Here is a 20886-nt window from a genome sequence, read left to right on the forward strand (position 1 = left end):
CCTTAATTATACCCGGGATTTTGTTTAAGCGCCGTGTTGCGACTCAACTGAAGGGCTGGAATCGGGAACAGTACGTGCTTATCGGCAGCCGCCGTAATGCCCAGTTGTTTCGCGTTCGTAATCAGGCGATCGTGCCGGAGTAAATCCCAGCGGTAATGCCCCTCGCCCACAAATTCACGGGCACGTTCGGTCAGCAGGGCATCGCGGAACTGGGCCTGATTCAATCCAGCAAGATCGGGATAAAGACTGGCTGGCTGTACATTGGCCGTTCCTACCGCCCGGGCGCGTTGCCGCACTTTGTTGATGGCTGCGAAGGCGTCAGCCGTGGGGCTGCCGGCCTCGTTGATCGCTTCAGCGTACGTAAGCAATACGTCGGCATAGCGAATCAGCGGGTAATCAACACCTTCCCGAAGAATGCCCGTCGAGAAATCGACCCGATTGAATTTGGTTAGGAACGGCGCATACATCTTCACCGTATCACGCACTAATTCCTTGATGCCATTTTTGTAATAGTACGGCATCTTATCCCGCACCGACCACCATTTTCGATACGTATCGGGGGTACTGGCGAAGAACTCCTTGCGTACCTGAAAAATGACCAGATCTTTCAACAAATGAAACTGAACGCTGGTGCCGTTCGCCAGAGACATGGCCGGAGGTCCGAACAGGTAAATCATCCGGGTTTGATACAGCTGCGACGTACTGTTGGCGTTGCCGCCGTGCTGAATGGCAAAAATCATTTCTTTGCCGTTTCGATAATCGGGGTTCACGATGTTTTCGTAATCCGGCAGCAGATCGAACACTTTTGAATCGATCACTTTCTTTGCTTCGGTGGCTGCTTTCTGCCATTGGCGCTGTTGCAGATAGACCTTCGCTAACAGAGACGTAGCACCTAATGACGTGGCTTTCCCGGCGGTGTGATCGCTTTCGCTATACGGACTCAGTTCACTGGCGGCAGTTTCCAGATCTTTGACAATGAAGGCGTAGACTTCCTCAGCGGTATTACGTGGTTTACTGACTTCGCTCAGATCGGTAGTGCCCTGGGTTTGCAAGGGAACGCCCCCGAATATACGTACCAGATTGAAGTAAAACAGCGCCCGTAAAAACCGGGCTTCGCCGTCCAGCTTTGTCTTGTTTGGAATGGACGACACGGCCAGTTTATCGATCAGTACGTTCGCCCGGTTAATGGCGGCATAAAAATAATCCCAGGCGGTTGACAGTTCGAGCGCGTCGGATGTCCAGGAGAACGTATTGAAATCGTTGGTAACGCCCGACCGGTCGCCGGAGCCGTTGGCCGAACCGCCCCCAATCAGCGTCCCTGCCGTTACGTCGCCCAGGGTTACCCATTGGCCATCGCGATACGTATCGTCCCAAAGTCGCCCATACACACCGTTCAGGGCTAGCTGGGCCTGATCGCTGGTTTTATAGAAGGCATCAACAGCAACCTGGCTGTACACTTTTTCGTCTAATATGTCCTGACAGCCTGTACTGGCGGTTAGCAGCAGCGCCACACAGACGGATGCGATTTTATTGAGTTTCGGTAAGGTAATCATGGAAAAGGTCGGTTTAGGAATTAAAAACCTAGTTTGAGATCAAGGCGGAACGTACGAGCCGATGGATACCCGTACCGGTCCATCCCTTTGGTCGTATTGCTCGAACCGTACGAATTCAGTTCAGGATCGTAGCCCGTGTACTTGGTCAGCACCGCCAGGTTATCGACGCCAATGCCAATCCGGGCGTTTTTGATGAACTTGGTGAACTGCGGGATTCTGTAGGTGAGTGCGATGGTTTGAACCCGCAGGAACGACCCATCTTCTACCATGATCGAGCTGACACGCTGTGGATTTGAGGCTCCGGCACCCGGATAAATTCCGTTCGGATTCGTGGGCGACCAGCGATCCAGGCGCATGGCCGAAACACCCAACCCATCCAATAACCACTGTTGTTTGGCCAGATTGAGTACCGAGTTTCCGTATTCGCCGTACAGGAAAATATGCAGGCTGAACGGTCCATACGTAACATCATTGGTCAGTCCGAAATTGAATTTCGGGTTTGGATTCCCCAGAAACACGTCATCGCTTTCCGTGTTATACGTACCGTCGCCGTTCACGTCTTTGTAGCGAATGTCGCCGGGTTTGGCCGCTGGCATGGTTCCGACCTGTTTGATTTCTTCCTGCGACTTCCAGATACCCTCATAAATCGAACCATAGAATTCGCCCACCGAATGGCCTGGCTCCAGACGGGCCGTGTTCTTATCATGGGGCGTTACGTTCCCACCGCCAACCCAGCCGGTGTATTGATACGGTGCGCCACCGAGCGACAGAATCTCGTTGTGGTTAGAGGCAATATTGAAATTGGTCGTCCAGCCGAGCTTACCGGCCAGGTTCGTGCTGTTGATACCGATTTCAATCCCCTGGTTGAGCATAGATCCCGTGTTTTTCAGTACGCTGCTGAAACCCGTCTGAGAAGAGATCGGGACATCGAGCAGCAAATCGGTGGTTTTCTTGTAGTAGGCATCGACCGAAACGCTGAGCCGGTTTTTGAGTATCGCGAAATCAATACCCAGGTTATACTCCTGCGTTTTTTCCCAGCTCAGATCCGGATTGGGAATGTTATTCGGATAGGCAATGGGCACCTTTGAGCCGTTAAAGATGTACGAGCTACGGGTACCAAAGGCCGTTCCGAGCAGTGACAGTGACCTATATACGCCGATGGATTCGTTACCGGTTCGGCCAAAACTGGTCCGTAGTTTTAACTGATCGAAAAAGCCCAGATTGCGGATAAACGGTTCATCGCCCAATTGCCAGGCAAACGCCACCGACGGAAAAATACCGTATTTGTTGTTAACCCCGAATTTGGAATCGCCGTCAGCGCGGATGGAAGCCGTTAACAAATACTTATCGTTGAACGTGTAATTGACCCGACCCAGATACGAGATCAGCGTCCACTCATTCTGATTGCTACCCGGTGTTTGCGGACTGCTGCCTAAGCCCAGGTTATAGTACTGAAATATATCGCTGGGGAAACCAAACGAAGACGCATCCATCGTTTCGTTTTTCTCCCGCTGATACGTAAACCCACCCAATACTTTCAGCTTGTGTAGACTATTGATCGTTTTCGTATAGGTTAGCGTATTGGAGTTGCTGACGTTCAGGTTTCGAATCGAAATCTGACGGGCTTTTCCGCTGGCACCCGCGGCTGCTTCGGAGCCAATGGGGTAGTATTCGTGATAGCGCCAGTCGCGTATATCGGCCCCGATCCGAATGTCTAAGTCCAGCCCATCCATGATGTTGTAATTCGCGTAAGCCGTCCCAATGAGACGTAACGTATTACTTAACTGCTTGTACTGCTCCGTCATAGTGAGCGGGTTTTCCAGGCCACTGCCCAACGGGAAGTTGCGTAAGTTGTTCGGCACTCCAAGACTGTCACGGGCTGGAATCGTCGGCGGAGCCTGATAAATGGCGTTGATGACGTTCGAAATACCTTCGTAGCCCTTCGTATCGGTTGGAACGGTGTACTGGTCCGTTACGCTGAAGAGCAGACTTTCGCCAACGCGAAGTCGTTTGCTGATATCGGCATCGAGGTTAATGGTCGTGCCGTAGCGCTTGAAACTGGAGCCCGGCAAAATACCCTCCTGGTTGGTATAATTGCCCCCAATCAAGTACCGAAGATTCTGTCCACCACCCGAAAACGCCAGTTTATACGCCTGCCGGGGAGCATTCTGAAACACTTCATTCTGCCAGTTGGTCCCCTGCCCGAAAGCCGCTACCTGCGCATCCGTATAGGTAGGTGGCCGACTGAGCAACGTAGCGCGTTCGTTGGCCTGCTGCGCCCACTGCTGTGCGCTCAGGAACGGAAGTTTACGACGAGCCTGCTGCACGCCCATTGATACGTCGAAATCGACATTATGCTGATTGGCCTTGCCGCGCTTGGTGCTGATCAGCACAACGCCGTTGGCCGCTCGTGATCCGTAAATGGCTGTTGCCGAGGCATCTTTAAGAACCTGAACCGACTCAATATCTGACGGATCAATCGAATTTAGCGGGTTAGGTGCTCCACCGAACGAACCGGCATCCGTACTCGCGCTTGTTTGCGCCCCACTGCTGATCGGCATGCCATCGATCACATAAAGCGGAGAACCACCTGCCGACAGCGACGCCGTTCCCCGAACCTGTACCGCAATCCCACCGCCGGGTGCGTGGGAGTTCGTATGCACCTGAACGCCAGCGATTTTTCCCTGTAAGGCTTTATCGGGCGTGTTGATCGTTGAGGTTTCAATATCCTTTGCTGATATGGAGCCAACCGCCCCCGTCAAATCTTTCTTTTGCTGCGTACCATACCCAACCACAACGACTTCCTTCAGCTGTTCAGCGTTGGGCAGCAACTTCACGTCAACGACCGTTTTGTTGCCTACGGCTACTTCGTGAGCGATGTAGCCCATGAACGAGAAAACAAGCGCAACCGCTCCATCTTTTACCGGTAGCTCATACGTACCATCAGCCCGACTGGCCGTTCCTGTTGTGGTGCCTTTTACGACGATACTGACGCCAGGCATGGGCTGGTCATTTTCGTCTGTCACTCGGCCGGTAACGGTTTTTTCAATCTGATTCGATACGTTGCCAGTCGTTCGTTCTGACCGCTGACCCACCATCGCGGTCTGCTTGCTCGTTGCCGATCTAGTCCATTTAACCGGGACGGCTGCGTAGGTTCCCCCGGCGCCTAGAAACAGGAACGCCACGGACTGAAGAGCACATAGGAATCTTGCAAAATCCCTGTGCGGATTTCGGACAGCTTTAATCATGGTATGCTAGGTTTTGGGATTTAGGGTTTAGGTATTTAGTGAATACCTATAGATTTCAAGTTAAGGATAACAAAGTTTCTATTTATTCAACAATGTTGAATGCAAAGGTATAAGCCGATTTTAAGAAGTCAAGTATTTTTGAATATTTTTATTAATAATTATACTTTAGAAGGTATACAGCTTGTCTATCCCCATCGTTAATAGCTTTTTTCTATCTGTTCATCCGTTTACGCTGGCTGCATACGATCTAAACGTTCGTCCGTTTGAGTGAGGTCAATTGACTGGTTTTGACATAACTACCAGTAGTATACATGATAATATGGTAGACTTCAGGATCGTCTACTTGGAAGCACATGTCTTCCTCCTTTATCTTCACACCCAGATTCAGACGATTATACCTGTCCTATAGTTTTTTTGATAAATCTGCCTGACGGGCTAAGATTCGTTCACATCTTCCTCTTACTTGACGTTAAACAAACAGCCGTACATGATTCTTCTTGTTGATGACAGGCCGGAAAATATTCTTCCTTTAAAAAAGATTCTTGAACTGCATCGTTTTGTGGTCGATACGGCCGAATCCGGTGAAGCGGCTCTTCGTAAAGTCCTCAATTCGGCTTATTCTGTCATTATTCTGGACGTACAAATGCCGGACATGGACGGCTTTGAAGTGGCCAATGCCATTGCCGGTTTCAGTAAAGCCCGCGATACGTCGATTATCTTCCTGTCGGCGGTGAATACCGAAAAAAAATTCGTTACAAAAGGCTATACCAGTGGCGGAGTCGACTACCTGACCAAACCCGTCGACCCTGACATTCTGGTGTTGAAAGTTAAAACGCTTCATCGACTTTATGAGCAACAGCAGGAACTCCGGGCCACACAACATTCACTACGTCAGGAAGTCGAGATTCGTAAACAAGCACAGGATGCGCTGGCCAGCCAGGTTGAGCAACTGCAGACTTTGTTAGCTACGCTGCCTCAGATAGCGTTTACCACGACGCCCTCCGGTCAGCTTGAATACGTCAATGAACACTGGTATCACTATGCCACTACGTCTACTTCGTTTCCGGAGACTCACCCAACGGACACCCTCTACGAAGCGTGGAAGCAAGCCCTGTCAACCAATACAGAATTCACCGGTGAGGCACGTTTAAAAGAGTTGGCGACGGGCGAGTACCGTTACCATCTGCTACGTATTCTACCCCTTCGACAGCAGGATGTGGTAACTCGCTGGATTGGTACGTTCACCGACATTCATTCTCAAAAACAAGCTACAGAAGTGCTGGAGCAACAAGTTGAACAAAGGACCCGTGAACTCCTGCTGAAAAATGAAGAACTAGAGCGGACTAATCACGAATTGCAGCAATTTGCCTGGGTGGTTTCGCACGATTTGAAAGAGCCACTGCGAAAAATTCAGCTGCTTAACGATACCGTTAAGGAAAAATACCTCAACGACAACCCGGAAGCTATATCTTACCTGGATCGATCCATTCGGTCGTCGGCGCGGATGTCGGCGCTGATCAAAGACCTGCTGACGTATTCACAACTGTCAGTGCCCGAACCGTTTGAAGCTACAGATCTAAATGCCCTGCTGAAAGGTCTGTTGCTTGACTATGACGAATCTTTACTCCAGAAAGGGGCCGTTGTGCAGATCGGCGATCTACCCATCATTGATGCCATTGCCACCCGCATCCGTCAGGTATTCCAGAATTTACTTAGCAATGCGCTCAAGTTTGCCCGGGAGAACGTACCGCCCATTATCAGCATAGAAGCCGAACGTATTGACACAAAGGCGATTGATGCACATCCGTCACCTAACGGCACGTTCTGTCGAATCGTCGTGCAGGACAATGGCATCGGGTTTGACGAAAAATTCCTGGACCGTATTTTCGTTATTTTTCAACGCCTGCACAACCGTTCCAGCTACGAGGGAACCGGTATTGGTCTGGCGATTGCTAAAAAGAATATTGATAAACACTATGGATTGATTTCGGCCCAGAGCCGCCCCGGTAAAGGCGCCCGCTTTATTCTTGTTCTGCCGATCAAACAAGTCGATCCACTTTCCGCTATTTAACGAACGATTTTTACGCCGTTACACATGCCCCATACGTATACGTCGAATTCGGTTATCCGACAACTGCAACTGGTCTTTACGCTCTCAACCCTTCTCCTGCTGATCAGCCTGGCGGCTTCGTTTTATAGTATTCAGAAGCTGATTCAGAATTCGCAACTGGTCAACCACACCAATCAGGTATTGATTGAAGCAGAGAACATTATTTCTTCCATGAAAGATGCGGAAACAGGGCAGCGCGGCTACCTCGTTACGCTTGATCCACTTTTTTTACAACCCTACAACGGGAGTCGCGAAAAAATAGAGGCCAGTTATGATCACCTTGAGGAACTGATAACCGATAATCCAGCTCAGGAAAAGAAGCTTTCGCGGGCGAAAACATTGTACGAAGCTAAGTTCACGCAGATGCAGCGCGTGATCAATCTGGTTAGAAGTAATCGCACGTTTGTCCGCGATACGATTGAGCGGCACCGGGAAATGGTACGTGGCAAACAGATCATGGACGAACTTCGGGTGGTCATCAACAACCTGAAAACGGAAGAATCCACCCTATTACAGAATCGAATCCAACAGCAGCAGATTTACATTACGGCCACTCCTTTTTTACTGGTGGTTGCCGCGATTATTTCCATGCTGATCACGGGCTTTACCTACCTGCGGATTAAAAAAGATCTGGACGATCGGTTAACCCGGCAAAAAGAGGCTGAGGAAAAATACATTGAAACTGCCCGGCGGATTGCCGTCATGGAAGACATCACGCAGGAAATCGCCGACGGTGACTATTCGATACGTAGTGCCGATACGCAGGACGATGAACTGGGCCGCATTTCAAAGGCGCTCAATCAGATGGTGGCCTCGCTGGAGCAAACGTTCTCTGATCTACAAACCAGAAATTGGTTGCAAACCGGTGCGGTTACGATTGCCGACGCGATGCGGGGGGAACGGGATATAAAGCAACTGGCCAACCGGATGATCGATACGGTTGCGGAATACGTAACGGCGCCGTTGGGAACGTCTTATCTACTTGAACAGGAAATAGGTTACAAACTATCGGGCAGTTATGCAGCCCAGCAACCTCCTGTGGTTGTCCGGCCGGGCGAGGGTTTGATCGGACAGGCCATTGACCAAAAGAAAACCATTGTTGTTCACGATTTACCACCCAACTACAGTCGAATTACGTCATCACTGGGAGACGCGCAGCCCACGTCGTTGCTGATCGCGCCCCTGGTTTACCGGGATACCTGCCTGGGGGCCATTGAATTAGGCTTTCTGCGTAAACCCGATCCGCTGACTATCGACTTCGTAAATCAAAACCTGGAGACCATGGCAATGGCGATCAACTCCGTCATGGATTATGGTAAACTGCAAAACTTCCTGGAAGAAACGCAGGCACAGTCGGAAGAATTACAGGCGCAGCACAACGAACTGGAAAACCTGAACGCTGAACTGGAGATGCAGGCTCAGAAACTTCAGGCATCGGAAGAAGAGCTACGTGTGCAGCAGGAAGAATTGCAACAGACCAACGCCGAACTCGAAGAACGGGGCTTGTTGCTAGAAGAACGGAACGGTGAAATTCAGAAGAAAGCCGATGAACTGGAGCTGGCCACCCGGTATAAATCGGAGTTTCTGGCCAACATGTCGCACGAACTCCGGACCCCACTCAACTCGATTCTTTTGTTGAGCCGCCTGCTGGCCGAAAATTCAGACAGTAACCTCACCGGCGACCAGGTCGATTACGCTAAAGTGATTCAATCGTCGGGGAATGGGTTGCTAGGATTGATTGACGAAATCCTCGATCTGTCCAGGATTGAAGCGGGGCAAATGACTTTAGAGTATCAGGCTGTAGCCCTCTCCAATGTGACCGATGAGCTACAGGCTCTGTTCAGTCTGCTGGCGGCCGATAAAGGGCTAAAGTTTGCCATTACCGTTGAGCCGGAAGTGCCCTCTCTGCTTGAAACTGACCAGATGCGGCTCGGGCAAATTCTTAAAAATCTGCTCTCGAATGCGCTCAAGTTCACCGCCAGGGGAAGCGTCACGCTGACGATCAAAAAGCACGCAAATCGAGCGAATACCCTTTGCTTTATCGTGCAGGATACCGGAATTGGGATTCCGACCGAAAAACAGCCGCTCATCTTCGAAGCGTTTCAGCAGGCAGATGGCTCTACCAAACGCAAATATGGCGGTACCGGTTTAGGGCTGTCCATCAGCCGCGAACTGGCGAAATTACTCGGTGGTGAGATAACGCTACGTAGTGAAGTTGATCAGGGCAGCGAATTTACGCTGCTTCTCCCGATGACGGCTGTTCATCAGCCGCTTTTACCAGAACCCAAACCCAGCCTGCCCGTAGTAGCGCAGGCAGTGGTCCCTAAACCTGATGTAGCCAATAAATACATCAGCACCGTCATTCCGGAAGCGATTCCCGACGACCGTAACGATATTACAGAGCGGGATAAGACCATTCTGATTGTGGAAGATGATCCGGGCTTCGCGAAATCGCTGCTGGAGTATGCCCGTAAAAAAGGCTACAAGGGCATTGTGGCCGTCCGGGGTGACGAAGGTCTGCAACTGGCTGCTGCGTTTAAACCGCTCGGTATTCTGCTGGACATTCAATTGCCCGTTATGAGCGGCTGGGAGGTCATGGATGCGCTGAAAGCCAATCCACAAACCCGCCCGATTCCAGTACACATCATGTCGTCGCATAAGCTCAAAAACGAGAGTCTGTTGAAAGGCGCCATTGATTTTGTGGATAAACCGATGGCATTTGAGCAAATGCAGGAGGTATTCAAAAAGATTGAGTACGTACTGAACCGCGATCCGAAGAAAGTGCTCATCATTGAAGACAATCCCAAACATGCCCGGGCGCTGGCTTACTTCCTGGAAACGTTCAACATTACGTCGGAGCTGAGAAGCAATGTTACTGAAGGAATTGACGCCCTGAAACGGGAGGAAATAGACTGTGTCATCCTCGACATGGGTATACCCGATAACAAAGCGTACGAAACCCTCGAAGAAGCGAAGAAAAACCCAGGTCTGGAGAATCTCCCGATCATCATTTTCACCGGCAAAAGCCTGTCGATGTCGGAGGAGTTGAAAATCAAACAGTACGCCGACTCGATCATTGTAAAAACCGCTCACTCCTACCAGCGGATGCTGGATGAGGTGTCGCTCTTTCTGCATCTGGTCGAAGAAAACAAACAGGCCGATAGCAAGACTGGTGGATCGAAAGCAATACGCGGTTTAAGCCAGGTCCTAAATGGAAAAACCGTGCTGGTAGCCGACGATGACGTACGGAACATTTTCTCCCTGTCGAAATCGCTGGAGCAATATAATATGAGCGTAATTGCAGCACTGGATGGGAAAGAAGCCCTGCAAAAACTCCAGGAAAATCCGGGCGTGGATATCGTTCTGCTGGACATGATGATGCCCCAGATGGACGGTTACGAAACGGCCCGCAAAATTCGGGAACACTACCAGTGGCGTAATCTGCCCGTTATTGCGGTGACGGCCAAAGCCATGACCGGCGATCGCGAAAAATGCATCCAGGCGGGGGCGTCTGATTACATTACCAAACCCGTTGACATTGACCAGCTGGTATCGCTGCTACGGGTTTGGCTATACGATCAACCCTAGTGTACAGTGGCCTTGCTGTCATTCAATCCATAACCTATTTACCTCAACAAAATGCAGAAAAAACGAGTTTTGATTGTCGACGACGACGCCCGAAACATTTTTGCCCTGACCGCTACGTTACGGGCCAGATCGTTCGAGTGTATAGCCTGCTCAAACGCTCAGGAAGCGCTGGATCTGTTGAAAACGGACTCCGTGATTGATGCTGTGCTACTCGACATGATGATGCCGGACATGGACGGTTACGAAGCCCTTCCGCAGATGAAGGGCTTAGCGAACCGACGTAATACGCCCATTTTTGCCGTTACAGCGCAGGCTATGGTTGGTGATCGCGAAAAATGCCTGCAGGCTGGCGCGACAGACTATGTCGCCAAACCCATCGACGTCGATCGTCTACTTCATTTATTGTCGCGCATTTAAGGTTGTTATGATTGAGGAGCAAGAAGTTGACCTGCTGCTAACGGATATACTGGATATTTATGGGTATGATTTTACGCACTATACCCGAGCATCGCTGAAAAGACGGATTAACCGACTCTGGACACTAGACAAGTTTCCGAGTTTTGCCGAACTACGTTACCGGGTTCGTACGGATGCGGATTACCTGAAACGGTTTATAGAAGAACTCACCGTGAACGTAACGGAGATGTTTCGTGACCCGTTATTTTACAAAACACTCCGAACCCAGGTGCTTCCCTCGCTCATGGCGAAACCCTTTATTCGTATCTGGCACGCGGGCTGTTCAACCGGCGAAGAGGTATTTTCGATGGCCATCATCCTGAAAGAAGCCAATCTGCTGACGAAATCGTTGCTGTATGCAACCGACCTTAATTCGGAAGTACTGGAAACGGCCCGTAAAGGCATTTTTTCACTGGCTCCAATGAAGCAGTATTCCGAGAATTACATCCTTTCAGGCGGAACTCAGGACTTTTCGGGCTATTACACGGCTCACTATGGCCGCGTTAAATTCAGCGAAGAATTTGTTCAGAAAATGGTTTTTTCAACCCACAACTTAGTGTCGGATCGATCGTTCAACGAGTTCGATCTGATTCTTTGCCGCAACGTACTGATCTATTTTGACAAAGCGCTTCAGGAGCGCGTGCTGACCTTGTTCGACGAAAGTCTGGGACCGCTCAGCTATCTGGCCCTGGGCGCGAAAGAGACGCTTAAGTTTTCAACGATCCAATCCCGTTACAGAAAGATAGAGAACGAGAAGCTATGGCAGAAACTGAAATAAAGCCGACGCCTGAACGTAGCGACTGTAAGGTGGTTTTGATTGGTGGTTCTACCGGTAGCATTGAAGTACTGCTTGACCTGTTACCGACCTTAAGAGCCCCGTTATCCTTCGCCATCATTATTGTTCTACACCGTAAAAACACCGCCGATTCTACCCTGGCCGATCTACTCTCGCACAAAACGAGCCTGCCACTCAAGGAAGTCGACGATAAAGATAGCATCACAGCAGGCAGTATTTATCTGGCCCCCGCTGACTATCATTTACTGATTGAGCAGAATGCTACGTTCTCGCTCGATGACTCGGAGAAAGTTAATCACAGTCGACCCTCCATCGACGTAACGTTCGAGTCCGCTGCGGAGATATACGGGCCTTCTCTGGTTGGTGTTCTGTTATCGGGTGCTAACGCCGATGGAAAGGATGGACTGATCGCGATTAAAAAAGCAGGCGGTCTTGCCGTTGTTCAACAGCCCGAAACAGCTCAGGCGGCTTTCATGCCGCAGCAGGCTATTTTAAACGCTCCAATTGATTATGTTGTTACCATACCAGAATTGATTCGGTTCGTCAACCAGTTGAACAGCTTTAATGATTGATAAGGGCGAAGAAGCAGGGATTGACTTAGCTTATTACGTACTTCTATTTCAAACGAAATCAACCCTAACGTAAGATGATATGGAATCAGCGCACAATCTAAACAGGTTTTTGGACGCACAGGAGCGCGATTATCCCAGGGCGCTGGCTGAAATTAAGAATGGCCGGAAGCAGAGCCATTGGATGTGGTACATTTTTCCGCAGATTTCGGGACTGGGTTTTAGCGAAACGGCAAAGTTTTACTCGATCAGAAACCCTGAGGAAGCCAGTGCTTACCTGGAACATCCTGTTCTGGGCCGCAGGTTGATTGAAATAACCAACGCTATACTGCACATTGACGGGAAAACAGCCAATCAGATTCTGGGCAGCCCGGATGATCTGAAACTACGATCGAGTATGACCTTATTCAGCTTGTTAGCGAACACCGACCCTGTTTTTCAGGCTGTTCTGGATAAGTTTTTTAATGGAGTGCCGGACCAGCGAACGGTCGATATTGCAACTACATCACACTGAATGAGCCTGACGCAAGCCATAAATCAGTTTGTCAGGCCCATTCAGTGCAGCACGTATTTATGCCCGTTAATTAGGTCGAAAAAGGTCGGCCGGATGGTATGTTGATCCGTTGTCGATTTGATGGATAGGTCAATCGTTTTGCGGTGAATTTCGCATTGACGTACTCAACCATATCAATTTCTCCAGTGATCGTATCGCCCGCCAGTTTCCCATAAAACGTCATCACTACGTTATCACCCGGAACGCTGTAGCGGCTTTGGAAGCGAACATCGTCGCCTTCAATCGTTCCGATTAGCTCACGGGTTGCAAATTCGCCTTTGTGTGTACCGATCAGGTAGTTCGTATCCTGTTTTTCGAGGATGAACGTATGCTGGCTTTTGCTGGTGTAAAACTCAATGCTAACGTCCCACCGACCGCTAAGATCAGCTGCAGGCGCTTTCATTTCCGCCACCGCGGCCGGAGCACTCCGTTTTCGGGTGAGGATCTCGTGTACCCGTTTGGCTACAATGACCTCATTCCCCGCGCCCATCATGTAGGCGGCAATCGTTATCGATGTGGTCGGCTTGCTGGACGTAGCGGCAGTTGCTCCTCTACGCGACCCCACTCCCACGGCAACCCTGGGTTTAGTCGTTGATAGCTCGTTCGCTACTTCCTGCCCCGTGATGTTCAGTTTCGTTGGGTCCCAGGCAACGGTGAGCATGGGTGTTGCGTTGTCGAGCGCACCCGGCTCGGGCTTGTGCAGGTCAAGTTGCACACTCTCAATCCCGGACACTTTTTTCGAGATTGTCTCCAGCCAGGAAACCCAGGTTTTCATTTCGGCCTCGTGATCGCGCACGGCCCAGGCTTCAACGGCCGCCAGCATCCCGATCTGCTCTTCTCGCCCGATTTTGTTATTGCGGCAAGGCCCATGATGCGGTGCACTGGCCTGCCAGGCCGACATCAATATATCTTTATTACCCAGCAACAAACCCGCCGACTGAGGCCCACGAATAACTTTCCCGCCACTATACGCTACCACCGATGCGCCTGCCTGTAGATGAATGTTCGGAATCGTCAGTCGCTCAGCGGCTGCGTCAACTAAAAGGGGGACATTCTTGGGTTTCGCCAGTTTCGCTACGTTCTGAACCGACCAGGGTTCCCGGCCCGGCATCATGTAGATCATGGCTGTGCGCGGATTGATTGCCTTGTCAAGTTCGTCGAGCGTTTCGACCGTAATGATCTTTACGCCACAATTCCGGATGGCATGATCGTAGACATTGCGCGAAGAGCGGGGAATAATAACTTCTGTTTTTTCAAATCCGTCAAGATTAGGGATACGAATCAATTTCTCCGGATTGCCACCCGCCAGAATTCCCGCTGTCACCTCGTTCATACCAGCCGCGCAACCCGACGAAACCATCCCCCATTCTGCTCCAGTGATTTCAGCCAGTCGTTTACCAATGCCAAAGGCCAGTTCATCAATCTGTACGTTATATCGACTGGCGTACTCCATCGCTTCTTTCACTTCGGGCAACTCCATCGAAGCGCCAATGATGGTGAACGTACCGCGGCAATTGATGATGGGCTCTACCCCGATCGACTGATAGATCTCCGGACCGGCTTTCAGCGGTCCCATAGCGGGCGCTACGTTCGCTGCGGCCTTTTTGAACCAGGATGACGTATGGTCAGCTTCGGCCAGTGCCTCTGTGCTGCTCACCAGGCTTCCAGCTAGCGGAAGAAGGGTTAATTCCTTGAGAATTTCTCTCCGTTTCATGCGTTGTTATGAATTGTGTTTGGGCTATTTCGATTACCGTCTTACGAGATTTGTTCTAAAAATTCTGGGGAATAGCGTAAAGCAAAGGTGAATAATCCTTAAAGGGCTAACCTTTTTACAAGTTACTTCCTAAAATTCATTTATTCTACCACACCTGAATCGGTGCCAGGCGAAGTTCCGTCAAATTACAGATCGCTTCGGATCTTCTTTGGTTAAACTTCTTTCCATCTGGTGTCGCTGATAGCGTCGTAACGAAGCGTTTTCATGATACGTACTGGTCTGTTTTGCCGTGTCGAAGCGTCGATCATGGTTGTACTTTATTGGGCCGGTTTGTTCATGATCAAGGCCAATGCTTCGACTTTACAATCATTTTCCAGCCAATTGAGCTAGATTATAGTTTTAGAAAAAAGCCCGGATACGTATGTCAAGCCAATCCATATACCTCCTCATTTTTCTCACTGGTTTACTCATGAATACATCCGCACTCGCTCAGTCGACAGATGACAAGCAACCGAAGCGATACGTTAAAGTGCCTGCTGGCTATCTTATGGTGCTGCGGCAGGGCGATAGCATTTTAGGCAAACTGGAAGAGTTTGCCCGGCAGGAAAACGTCCCATCAGCTAACTTTACAGGTATGGGTTTCGTCAATATTAAATTCGGCTTTTTCGACTTCTCGACAAAAAAATATAATCCCAAAGAATTCAGTAACGTCGAACTAGCCAGTATGCACGGAACGATCGCCTGGCAAAAAGGCAACGTATCGATCCATGCGCACGGGGTGGTTGGCGACAAAACATTTAAAGCTTACGCAGGTCATATTCTGTCGGCAACAGTTAGCACAGGTTCAGTAGAACTAATGATTACCATCCACGATCAGAAATTAGAACGCGAACAGGATGAGAAGTTGGGCGCCAATGTGCTTAGTTTAGACAAGTAAGGTTATCGTAAGGCGGCTGCTACGTAGTAGACTCCCAGTACGGACGGTCTCATTAAGGAGTTAGTGGAGCTACTATGTCGGAACCTGGTTACGCGTACGATTGATCAGGCAAAATCCGTTCTTCACGTAAGCAAACTCATCTAAGGTTCTGGCTGGCACTACCAACGAGTTGTGTTATGGATCGGGTTGGGTCGTTCGTTTAAAAGGAAATAATCGAGCAGTGTCCCGCTCCTGCTTCTATTTTTAGTCATCAGTGCATCCCACAATTAGTATAGTTCAAAGATCAACCAGGCGACTGCGCAACTATTGGCCTGGAAAGCGATGGCGCTCGTAAACATCTATCTTATCTAAGGTATACAGCCAAAGTTGCACCAACCCTCAACCTCCTTAAAACCTTTTGGTTACTAGTTGCCGAATATGGCCGATTTGGTTGAACACCTAGCTCAATCAGTAGATTATCTCGCCCTTATCTTACGACTCCATATATACGAATTATCTATTTTTATAAAAATCGTTATACATAGTAGCCATATCTGTAAATTTGTTGTTTATATAAAACAAAAACTCTTGAATTATTATCTAATATAAAAGAATCAATCGCCATCTGAACAATGATCTCTCTCTTGCTTAAGCTACTCCTGTTATGATAAAGAACTTTTCTACTGGCCTCCTTCTTTTGTTACTGCTAGTATCCAGAACTAGTATAGCACAGTTGGGTATTGGTACGACAACTCCCGATCCGAGTGCGCAATTAGAAATCAGATCGACTTCTAAAGGTCTTCTCATTCCCAGGGTGGCCAGTACAGCTAATGTACCCTCGCCCGCCGAAGGCTTGCTTGTTTATCAGACCAACGCGCCCGTAGGATTTTATGTCTACAGAGGAGGAAGCTGGGTGCGGCTGCTCACGACGGCTGATGGCTCGTCTTCCACGCCAGGAGCTATAATTCCTTATGCTTCCGGGATGCCGGTCACGATGCGAAATGGCCAGCTCAGAGAGGTTGGCTTGATTGGTTTTGGCAATTCTACGTCATCTGCCTATATTATCAATGGAGCTATCGACCTTTCTGGTGGAGGTGGGTCGTTGCTTAATTTTGCTTTCCCTGCTCCCCGTTCCGGTACTATCACGTCCATTTCCGGCTATTTCAGTAATATAGCTGCGTTTACTCTCTCTGACCCCGTTACGATCACAGCGCAATTATATCAGGCAACGGGCACTAGTAATTCATTCACCCCAATCTCAGGCGCAACGGTCTCATTAAGCCCCACCTTGACGGGTAATGTACCGATCAATGCCACCAGCAGCGGGCTTGCTTCCGGTTTAGCCGTGCCCGTAACAGCTGGAACACGTCTGCTAATGGTATTCTATTTATCAGTTCCGAACGCTAATAACATCACCGTGTCCGGCTACGTCAGTGGCGGTGTATCCATTAATTGACATTAGCTTATGAAGTACTATCTGACCACTCTCGCGCTCCTGATAACCCTTCAGGTTTCGGCGCAATTATCCGTTGGTAGTGACGGCATAACTATTCTACCGGGAACGACTCTGGCCGTTGATGGGCTTACACTCACTCCATCGACTAGCCTAACCTTTGCAAATAACAGCATTCAGAGGACCAGCACCCCCATTGCTGGAGACCCTAGTATTAATCGGCTGTATCAGTTCGGGACACCCATACTTTTTTCAGGAACAGTCGGCATTAATTACCTTCCCTCAGAACTCAACGGCTTTTTCGAATCAACGCTACAGTTGGCCTACGCACCTGCGGCAAATACAGCTCTTACAGTTACAACCAGCAGCACAGTCAACACAACGACTGACTACGTATCAAACTCACTGACTAACCAAACCCTGTTTGTTGTAACGGCAAAAGCTCTATCTGATCTTACCCCCCTGCTCTACGCCCGGCCTACTACCGTCAGCAATGCGAGCGATGTAACGCTGGTTGTGGATGTGGTTGAACTTAATGCGGTAGCTTCCAGCGGTACGTTCACGGTTAGAGTCACCAAAGATGCCAAAGTGTTTCTGAATTTTCCAGCCAACGCTACTCAGGTAGGGAATCGATCCGTACAGAACAGCGCCTGGACGTTTAGTACAACCAATCCTAATTATTACATATTGACCACGACTCAGAGCGTTCCGGCTGGTGACAGACTTTCGTTCGGTCTAACAGGTACCTTAAGTCCAGGTGCAACGGCTGGCGTGGTATCCGTCAGTTCGATAATCCTACCTACAACCACAACCGAAGCTAAACTGACCAACAACAGCGACTCTGATAAAATTGAATATTTCCAACAATAAGCGTCTACGGTTAGAAAGCAGGCTGTTTCGAGGATCATCGTAGCGCTCCTTAACGCTACGTGCAAATGACTGTATTCGGCCGGGTCCTGGCTCAACTTATCCATCAAACAAGACCGGTACCAGAAGGAACACATTTATTCCTTCTGGTACCGGTTTCAGTATCGTTTCTTACGCTAGTACTGCTCCAATTTAATTCTTATTATCGGTACCACGGGTTTTAACCCGTTTTTTGAGACAATACCTGAACGGGTTAAAACCCGTGGTACCTTTTTCTCAAATTGGTCAAGTACTAGGTATTTGTAGTCAGAAACCCTTAATAGCGTTCATTACCTTCGTCTTCTTCCTCAGCTAGCTCAATAATTTGCTCGTCGATCTCGTCGTCCGACATATCCTCCTCATTATTTAACTCATCGGTGAATTCGTCGAACTCGGCATCATTTGAGATTTCGTCGGTAGCATGACGAGCGGTTGCCGTGTCAGTGTATAGTAACGTATCAGACGCTTCTTCATTACCCGGATTCATGATATCAGGGTCATTGTTAACGCCCAGACCCGCATACACGACGGCATCTTCTTCATTGTCATTTAAGGGCATGTTGGTATGCTGGGGCGACATCCCTTCCAGTGGGCCACCCGAGTTCTGGTCAACACGCTGTTGATCGGGATTATTCGTATTTTCCATAGTGGTTTAGTGGCTGGCGGTAAGCGACTGACTAGATTGATTTTTGTCTAAACACCAGTTATAGTCTCTAACCATCCATGATCAAAAGAGTTTGCGGCTATTTCCAAACGACTATTTTCTGAACCCGAACCGGATGATTATCAGCCGAAAGCCGGGCCAGATACATACCGCTAGCTGCGCTCTTTAAATCGATGACCGTTTCAATATTGGCGCGAACGGACTGCCCAGCCAATACAACCTGTCCTGACAGCGACACTACGTCTACCGAAGCATCGTAAGGAGACCGGACTGTCAGATAACGATCTGTTGGGTTCGGAAATACCCAGGGGCTAATTGGCTCTTCGGGCAAGCCCGTAACTATCTTCTGTGATGTATTTTTCAGATACCGTAACCCACCCGACATCGAACCCAGGACTAAATCAGGTAATTGATCCCCATCGAGGTCAGCCGTGGTAGCAATCAAGCCTGCGCCGGGTAAACCTATCGACGGTAAAGAATCCAGCAGCGTAAGTGTCTTGTTTAGCGGGTCAGGAAATTCATATACCCGGACCGAACCATTGTCGGCGGCCAGGACTAGTTCGTTTTTCTGATCGCCGTTCAGATCCGCCACTACAATCGAACGCGCTTTGGCATAGACGTAATCATCACTGGTAAACCCGCCAAAGGTTTGATTCTGCAATTGAAATACCGGACTGAGTGCCGTTCCGGCGTTCCGGTAATAGAGAATTGTCCCATAATTATACCGGCCAATCAGCAAGTCGGGTTTACCATCCCGGTCAATGTCGGTCACGGTCAGCAAATCACCGGCACCCATTAAATCAGGTTTTGGCCAGAGAATGGCTTTGGCCAGATCAAATTGTGGGGCTACCCCTTTAGCAGCCGTATTGATGAATGCACGAATTTCAACGGCGCTGGCATTAATACCCGTTACAATGAGATCCATACTGCCATTACCGTCGACATCGACAAACGACGGCACTACGTTGGTTAGCTTCATTGCCTGGCCTATACCAAGATAATCCGTCGTGACCAGGCTAAAGGATGGTGCCTGCGTAGTGCCTTTGTTCTCAAAATGCCATACGCCGGCCCGGTAAGCGGTTCCCGAGCCAACGCCCCCATAGCCAACCAGCAGGTCCATATCACCATCGCCATCGAGATCGGCGAGTGCTGGTGCCGCCCGCTCGCCCAGATCAAGCATGTCGTTTTGCAGAAAATCTTTCTGAACCAGTTGAAAATCGGGCTTTTGATTCGTTCCTACGTTTTTATAAAACCAGCCCGATGCCCGAAAATCGAACAGCTGATTTTCATTCATACTTACGTTTGGCGACGCCAGCAGGTCTTTCTGTCCATCGCCATCTACATCTTCGACAAACGTAGCCGGAAAAGCCGGGAACAGGATCGGGTTACGAGCCGGAAACAAACTATCATAACTCGTAAAATTTGCCTTTTCGTTGTTCGGGCCGGCGTTATGCAAACGAGCTACGTTTTCGCAGCTCACAAAACCGAATAACAGATCTTTCAGCCCATCGCCGTCGGTATCGACCACCGTCAACGTATTGCCGGTATGCATGGGTCTTGCCCCACTTAAATCGGCCCGGCCTGGATTGGCCCGGCCTGGATCGGCCCCAATCCGCCCCGAACCCGTCTCGCATTGAATCCCAAACTGGAAATCATTACAGTACTCTTTTTGAAAGTGTCCCCAACAAAAATTCTGATAGCGTTTGTAGTCCAGTCCTTTTTTACCGGTACGCTCAACGCTCATATTTTGCTGATAGGCAATTAGATTACCCGTCCCATCGAAGCAAATAATGTCGACATCGCCATCGTCGTCATAATCGATAATAGCCGGCATATCAATGCTACTGATGTAAAGCTGGATTCGCCCACTAAATCCTTCTGTCATCAGCGGATTGGCAACCGATTTAAAGGCCAACTGTCCATTCTGCGATTCGTTGTGAAAAACCAGTACGTTCCCTGAGCCAACCGTGTAAATATCCTTTTGTCCATCCCCATCGTAATCGACCAGCAATACCCAGCTGCTCATGACCGGAAAAGCCGTTTCATATTCGGGTGCATGTTTCCAGGAAATCCCCGTCCCCGCAGGATTGTCGATCGCAACGAACGTACTGACTTTATTAGTTGACCGATCGAACACCATGAGGTCATCGCGCGTATCACCGTTTAGCCGGATCGTGGAGTATTGCGTTGTGTTTAGACCACCCGCCCAGGGGTTTAACAGCGTCCGTCCATTTACACTAACCGGTGGACTTTGGTCGTACCGAAATCCGATTTTTCCGTTAGACTGCGCATAGTTGAACAGTGGAATGAACAGTAAACAAAGCGTAAACAGCTTTTTCATCTAATTTTGGGGATTACTC

General features: G+C 49.4%; 14 protein-coding genes. 9 read left to right on the plus strand and 5 right to left on the minus strand.

Features of this window, described 5'->3' with window-relative positions; genetic code table 11:
* Positions 1 to 2 precede the first annotated feature (2 nt).
* On the minus strand, positions 3 to 1553 hold the full coding sequence (locus IC230_RS00125) for a RagB/SusD family nutrient uptake outer membrane protein (protein WP_191036932.1): 1551 nt from the start codon (positions 1551 to 1553) through the stop codon (positions 3 to 5).
* 20 nt (positions 1554 to 1573) lie between these two features.
* On the minus strand, positions 1574 to 4801 hold the full coding sequence (locus IC230_RS00130; protein WP_191036933.1) for a SusC/RagA family TonB-linked outer membrane protein: 3228 nt from the start codon (positions 4799 to 4801) through the stop codon (positions 1574 to 1576).
* A 487-nt stretch (positions 4802 to 5288) separates the two neighbouring features.
* Here IC230_RS00130 and IC230_RS00135 point away from each other — a divergent pair, with 487 nt between their 5' ends.
* From IC230_RS00135 to IC230_RS00160, 6 genes are all read left to right on the plus strand, one after another.
* A complete protein-coding gene (locus tag IC230_RS00135) occupies positions 5289 to 6872 on the plus strand; it encodes a hybrid sensor histidine kinase/response regulator (RefSeq protein WP_191036934.1) in 1584 nt (527 codons plus the stop codon).
* A gap of 24 nt (positions 6873 to 6896) precedes the next feature.
* Positions 6897 to 10499, plus strand: a complete 3603-nt coding sequence (locus IC230_RS00140; protein WP_191036935.1) for a response regulator — start codon at positions 6897 to 6899, stop codon at positions 10497 to 10499.
* A gap of 51 nt (positions 10500 to 10550) precedes the next feature.
* Positions 10551 to 10916, plus strand: coding sequence for a response regulator (locus tag IC230_RS00145; RefSeq protein ID WP_191036936.1), 366 nt, complete (start codon positions 10551 to 10553; stop codon positions 10914 to 10916).
* A gap of 7 nt (positions 10917 to 10923) precedes the next feature.
* The gene (locus IC230_RS00150; protein WP_191036937.1) at positions 10924 to 11733 is read left to right on the plus strand and encodes a CheR family methyltransferase; all 810 of its coding nucleotides are present in this window, start codon (positions 10924 to 10926) and stop codon (positions 11731 to 11733) included.
* Positions 11715 to 12323 (plus strand): chemotaxis protein CheB, encoded by a 609-nt coding sequence (locus IC230_RS00155; RefSeq protein WP_191036938.1) that lies wholly within the window; start codon positions 11715 to 11717, stop codon positions 12321 to 12323. The genes IC230_RS00150 and IC230_RS00155 overlap by 19 nt, the downstream gene beginning before the upstream one ends.
* A gap of 79 nt (positions 12324 to 12402) precedes the next feature.
* Positions 12403 to 12834 carry a DUF1810 domain-containing protein gene (locus tag IC230_RS00160; RefSeq protein WP_191036939.1) on the plus strand — a complete coding sequence of 144 codons (432 nt, stop codon included), beginning with the start codon at positions 12403 to 12405 and terminating at the stop codon, positions 12832 to 12834.
* Between the two features lie 70 nt (positions 12835 to 12904).
* Here the strand turns inward: IC230_RS00160 and IC230_RS00165 are convergent, their stop codons facing one another.
* Positions 12905 to 14587, minus strand: a complete 1683-nt coding sequence (locus IC230_RS00165; protein ID WP_191036940.1) for a PLP-dependent transferase — start codon at positions 14585 to 14587, stop codon at positions 12905 to 12907.
* Positions 14588 to 15056: 469 nt separating this feature from the next.
* On the opposite strand from IC230_RS00165, the gene IC230_RS00170 reads away from it, so the two are divergent.
* The 3 genes from IC230_RS00170 to IC230_RS00180 all read left to right on the plus strand — a co-directional run bounded on the left by IC230_RS00170 (position 15057) and on the right by IC230_RS00180 (position 17826).
* A complete protein-coding gene (locus tag IC230_RS00170) occupies positions 15057 to 15524 on the plus strand; it encodes a PPC domain-containing DNA-binding protein (RefSeq protein ID WP_223860140.1) in 468 nt (155 codons plus the stop codon).
* Positions 15525 to 16167: 643 nt separating this feature from the next.
* Positions 16168 to 16959 (plus strand): exosporium glycoprotein BclB-related protein, encoded by a 792-nt coding sequence (locus tag IC230_RS00175; RefSeq protein WP_191036942.1) that lies wholly within the window; start codon positions 16168 to 16170, stop codon positions 16957 to 16959.
* A gap of 9 nt (positions 16960 to 16968) precedes the next feature.
* Positions 16969 to 17826, plus strand: coding sequence for a hypothetical protein (locus tag IC230_RS00180; protein ID WP_191036943.1), 858 nt, complete (start codon positions 16969 to 16971; stop codon positions 17824 to 17826).
* Positions 17827 to 18139: 313 nt separating this feature from the next.
* Here the strand turns inward: IC230_RS00180 and IC230_RS00185 are convergent, their stop codons facing one another.
* Both IC230_RS00185 and IC230_RS00190 read right to left on the minus strand, forming a co-directional pair.
* Positions 18140 to 18508: a hypothetical protein gene (locus IC230_RS00185; RefSeq protein ID WP_191036944.1), complete on the minus strand. Its 369-nt coding sequence runs from the start codon at positions 18506 to 18508 to the stop codon at positions 18140 to 18142.
* Positions 18509 to 18605: 97 nt separating this feature from the next.
* Positions 18606 to 20867, minus strand: a complete 2262-nt coding sequence (locus tag IC230_RS00190; protein WP_191036945.1) for an FG-GAP-like repeat-containing protein — start codon at positions 20865 to 20867, stop codon at positions 18606 to 18608.
* Positions 20868 to 20886: the final 19 nt, after the last annotated feature.

The organism is Spirosoma validum, assembly GCF_014699035.1.
In the GTDB taxonomy this organism is placed as follows: Bacteria; Bacteroidota; Bacteroidia; order Cytophagales; family Spirosomataceae; genus Spirosoma; species Spirosoma validum.

Excerpts from the sequence above, each read along its gene's own strand:
- IC230_RS00145 (WP_191036936.1), top strand. The coding sequence starts at position 10,551 with ATGCAGAAAAAACGAGTTTTGATTGTCGACGACGACGCCCGAAACATT.
- IC230_RS00185 (WP_191036944.1), bottom strand. The coding sequence starts at position 18,508 with ATGGAAAATACGAATAATCCCGATCAACAGCGTGTTGACCAGAACTCG.
- IC230_RS00165 (WP_191036940.1), bottom strand. The coding sequence starts at position 14,587 with ATGAAACGGAGAGAAATTCTCAAGGAATTAACCCTTCTTCCGCTAGCT.
- IC230_RS00175 (WP_191036942.1), top strand. The coding sequence starts at position 16,168 with ATGATAAAGAACTTTTCTACTGGCCTCCTTCTTTTGTTACTGCTAGTA.
- IC230_RS00125 (WP_191036932.1), bottom strand. The coding sequence starts at position 1,553 with ATGATTACCTTACCGAAACTCAATAAAATCGCATCCGTCTGTGTGGCG.
- IC230_RS00155 (WP_191036938.1), top strand. The coding sequence starts at position 11,715 with ATGGCAGAAACTGAAATAAAGCCGACGCCTGAACGTAGCGACTGTAAG.
- IC230_RS00150 (WP_191036937.1), top strand. The coding sequence starts at position 10,924 with ATGATTGAGGAGCAAGAAGTTGACCTGCTGCTAACGGATATACTGGAT.
- IC230_RS00130 (WP_191036933.1), bottom strand. The coding sequence starts at position 4,801 with ATGATTAAAGCTGTCCGAAATCCGCACAGGGATTTTGCAAGATTCCTA.
- IC230_RS00140 (WP_191036935.1), top strand. The coding sequence starts at position 6,897 with ATGCCCCATACGTATACGTCGAATTCGGTTATCCGACAACTGCAACTG.
- IC230_RS00180 (WP_191036943.1), top strand. The coding sequence starts at position 16,969 with ATGAAGTACTATCTGACCACTCTCGCGCTCCTGATAACCCTTCAGGTT.
- IC230_RS00135 (WP_191036934.1), top strand. The coding sequence starts at position 5,289 with ATGATTCTTCTTGTTGATGACAGGCCGGAAAATATTCTTCCTTTAAAA.
- IC230_RS00170 (WP_223860140.1), top strand. The coding sequence starts at position 15,057 with ATGAATACATCCGCACTCGCTCAGTCGACAGATGACAAGCAACCGAAG.
- IC230_RS00190 (WP_191036945.1), bottom strand. The coding sequence starts at position 20,867 with ATGAAAAAGCTGTTTACGCTTTGTTTACTGTTCATTCCACTGTTCAAC.
- IC230_RS00160 (WP_191036939.1), top strand. The coding sequence starts at position 12,403 with ATGGAATCAGCGCACAATCTAAACAGGTTTTTGGACGCACAGGAGCGC.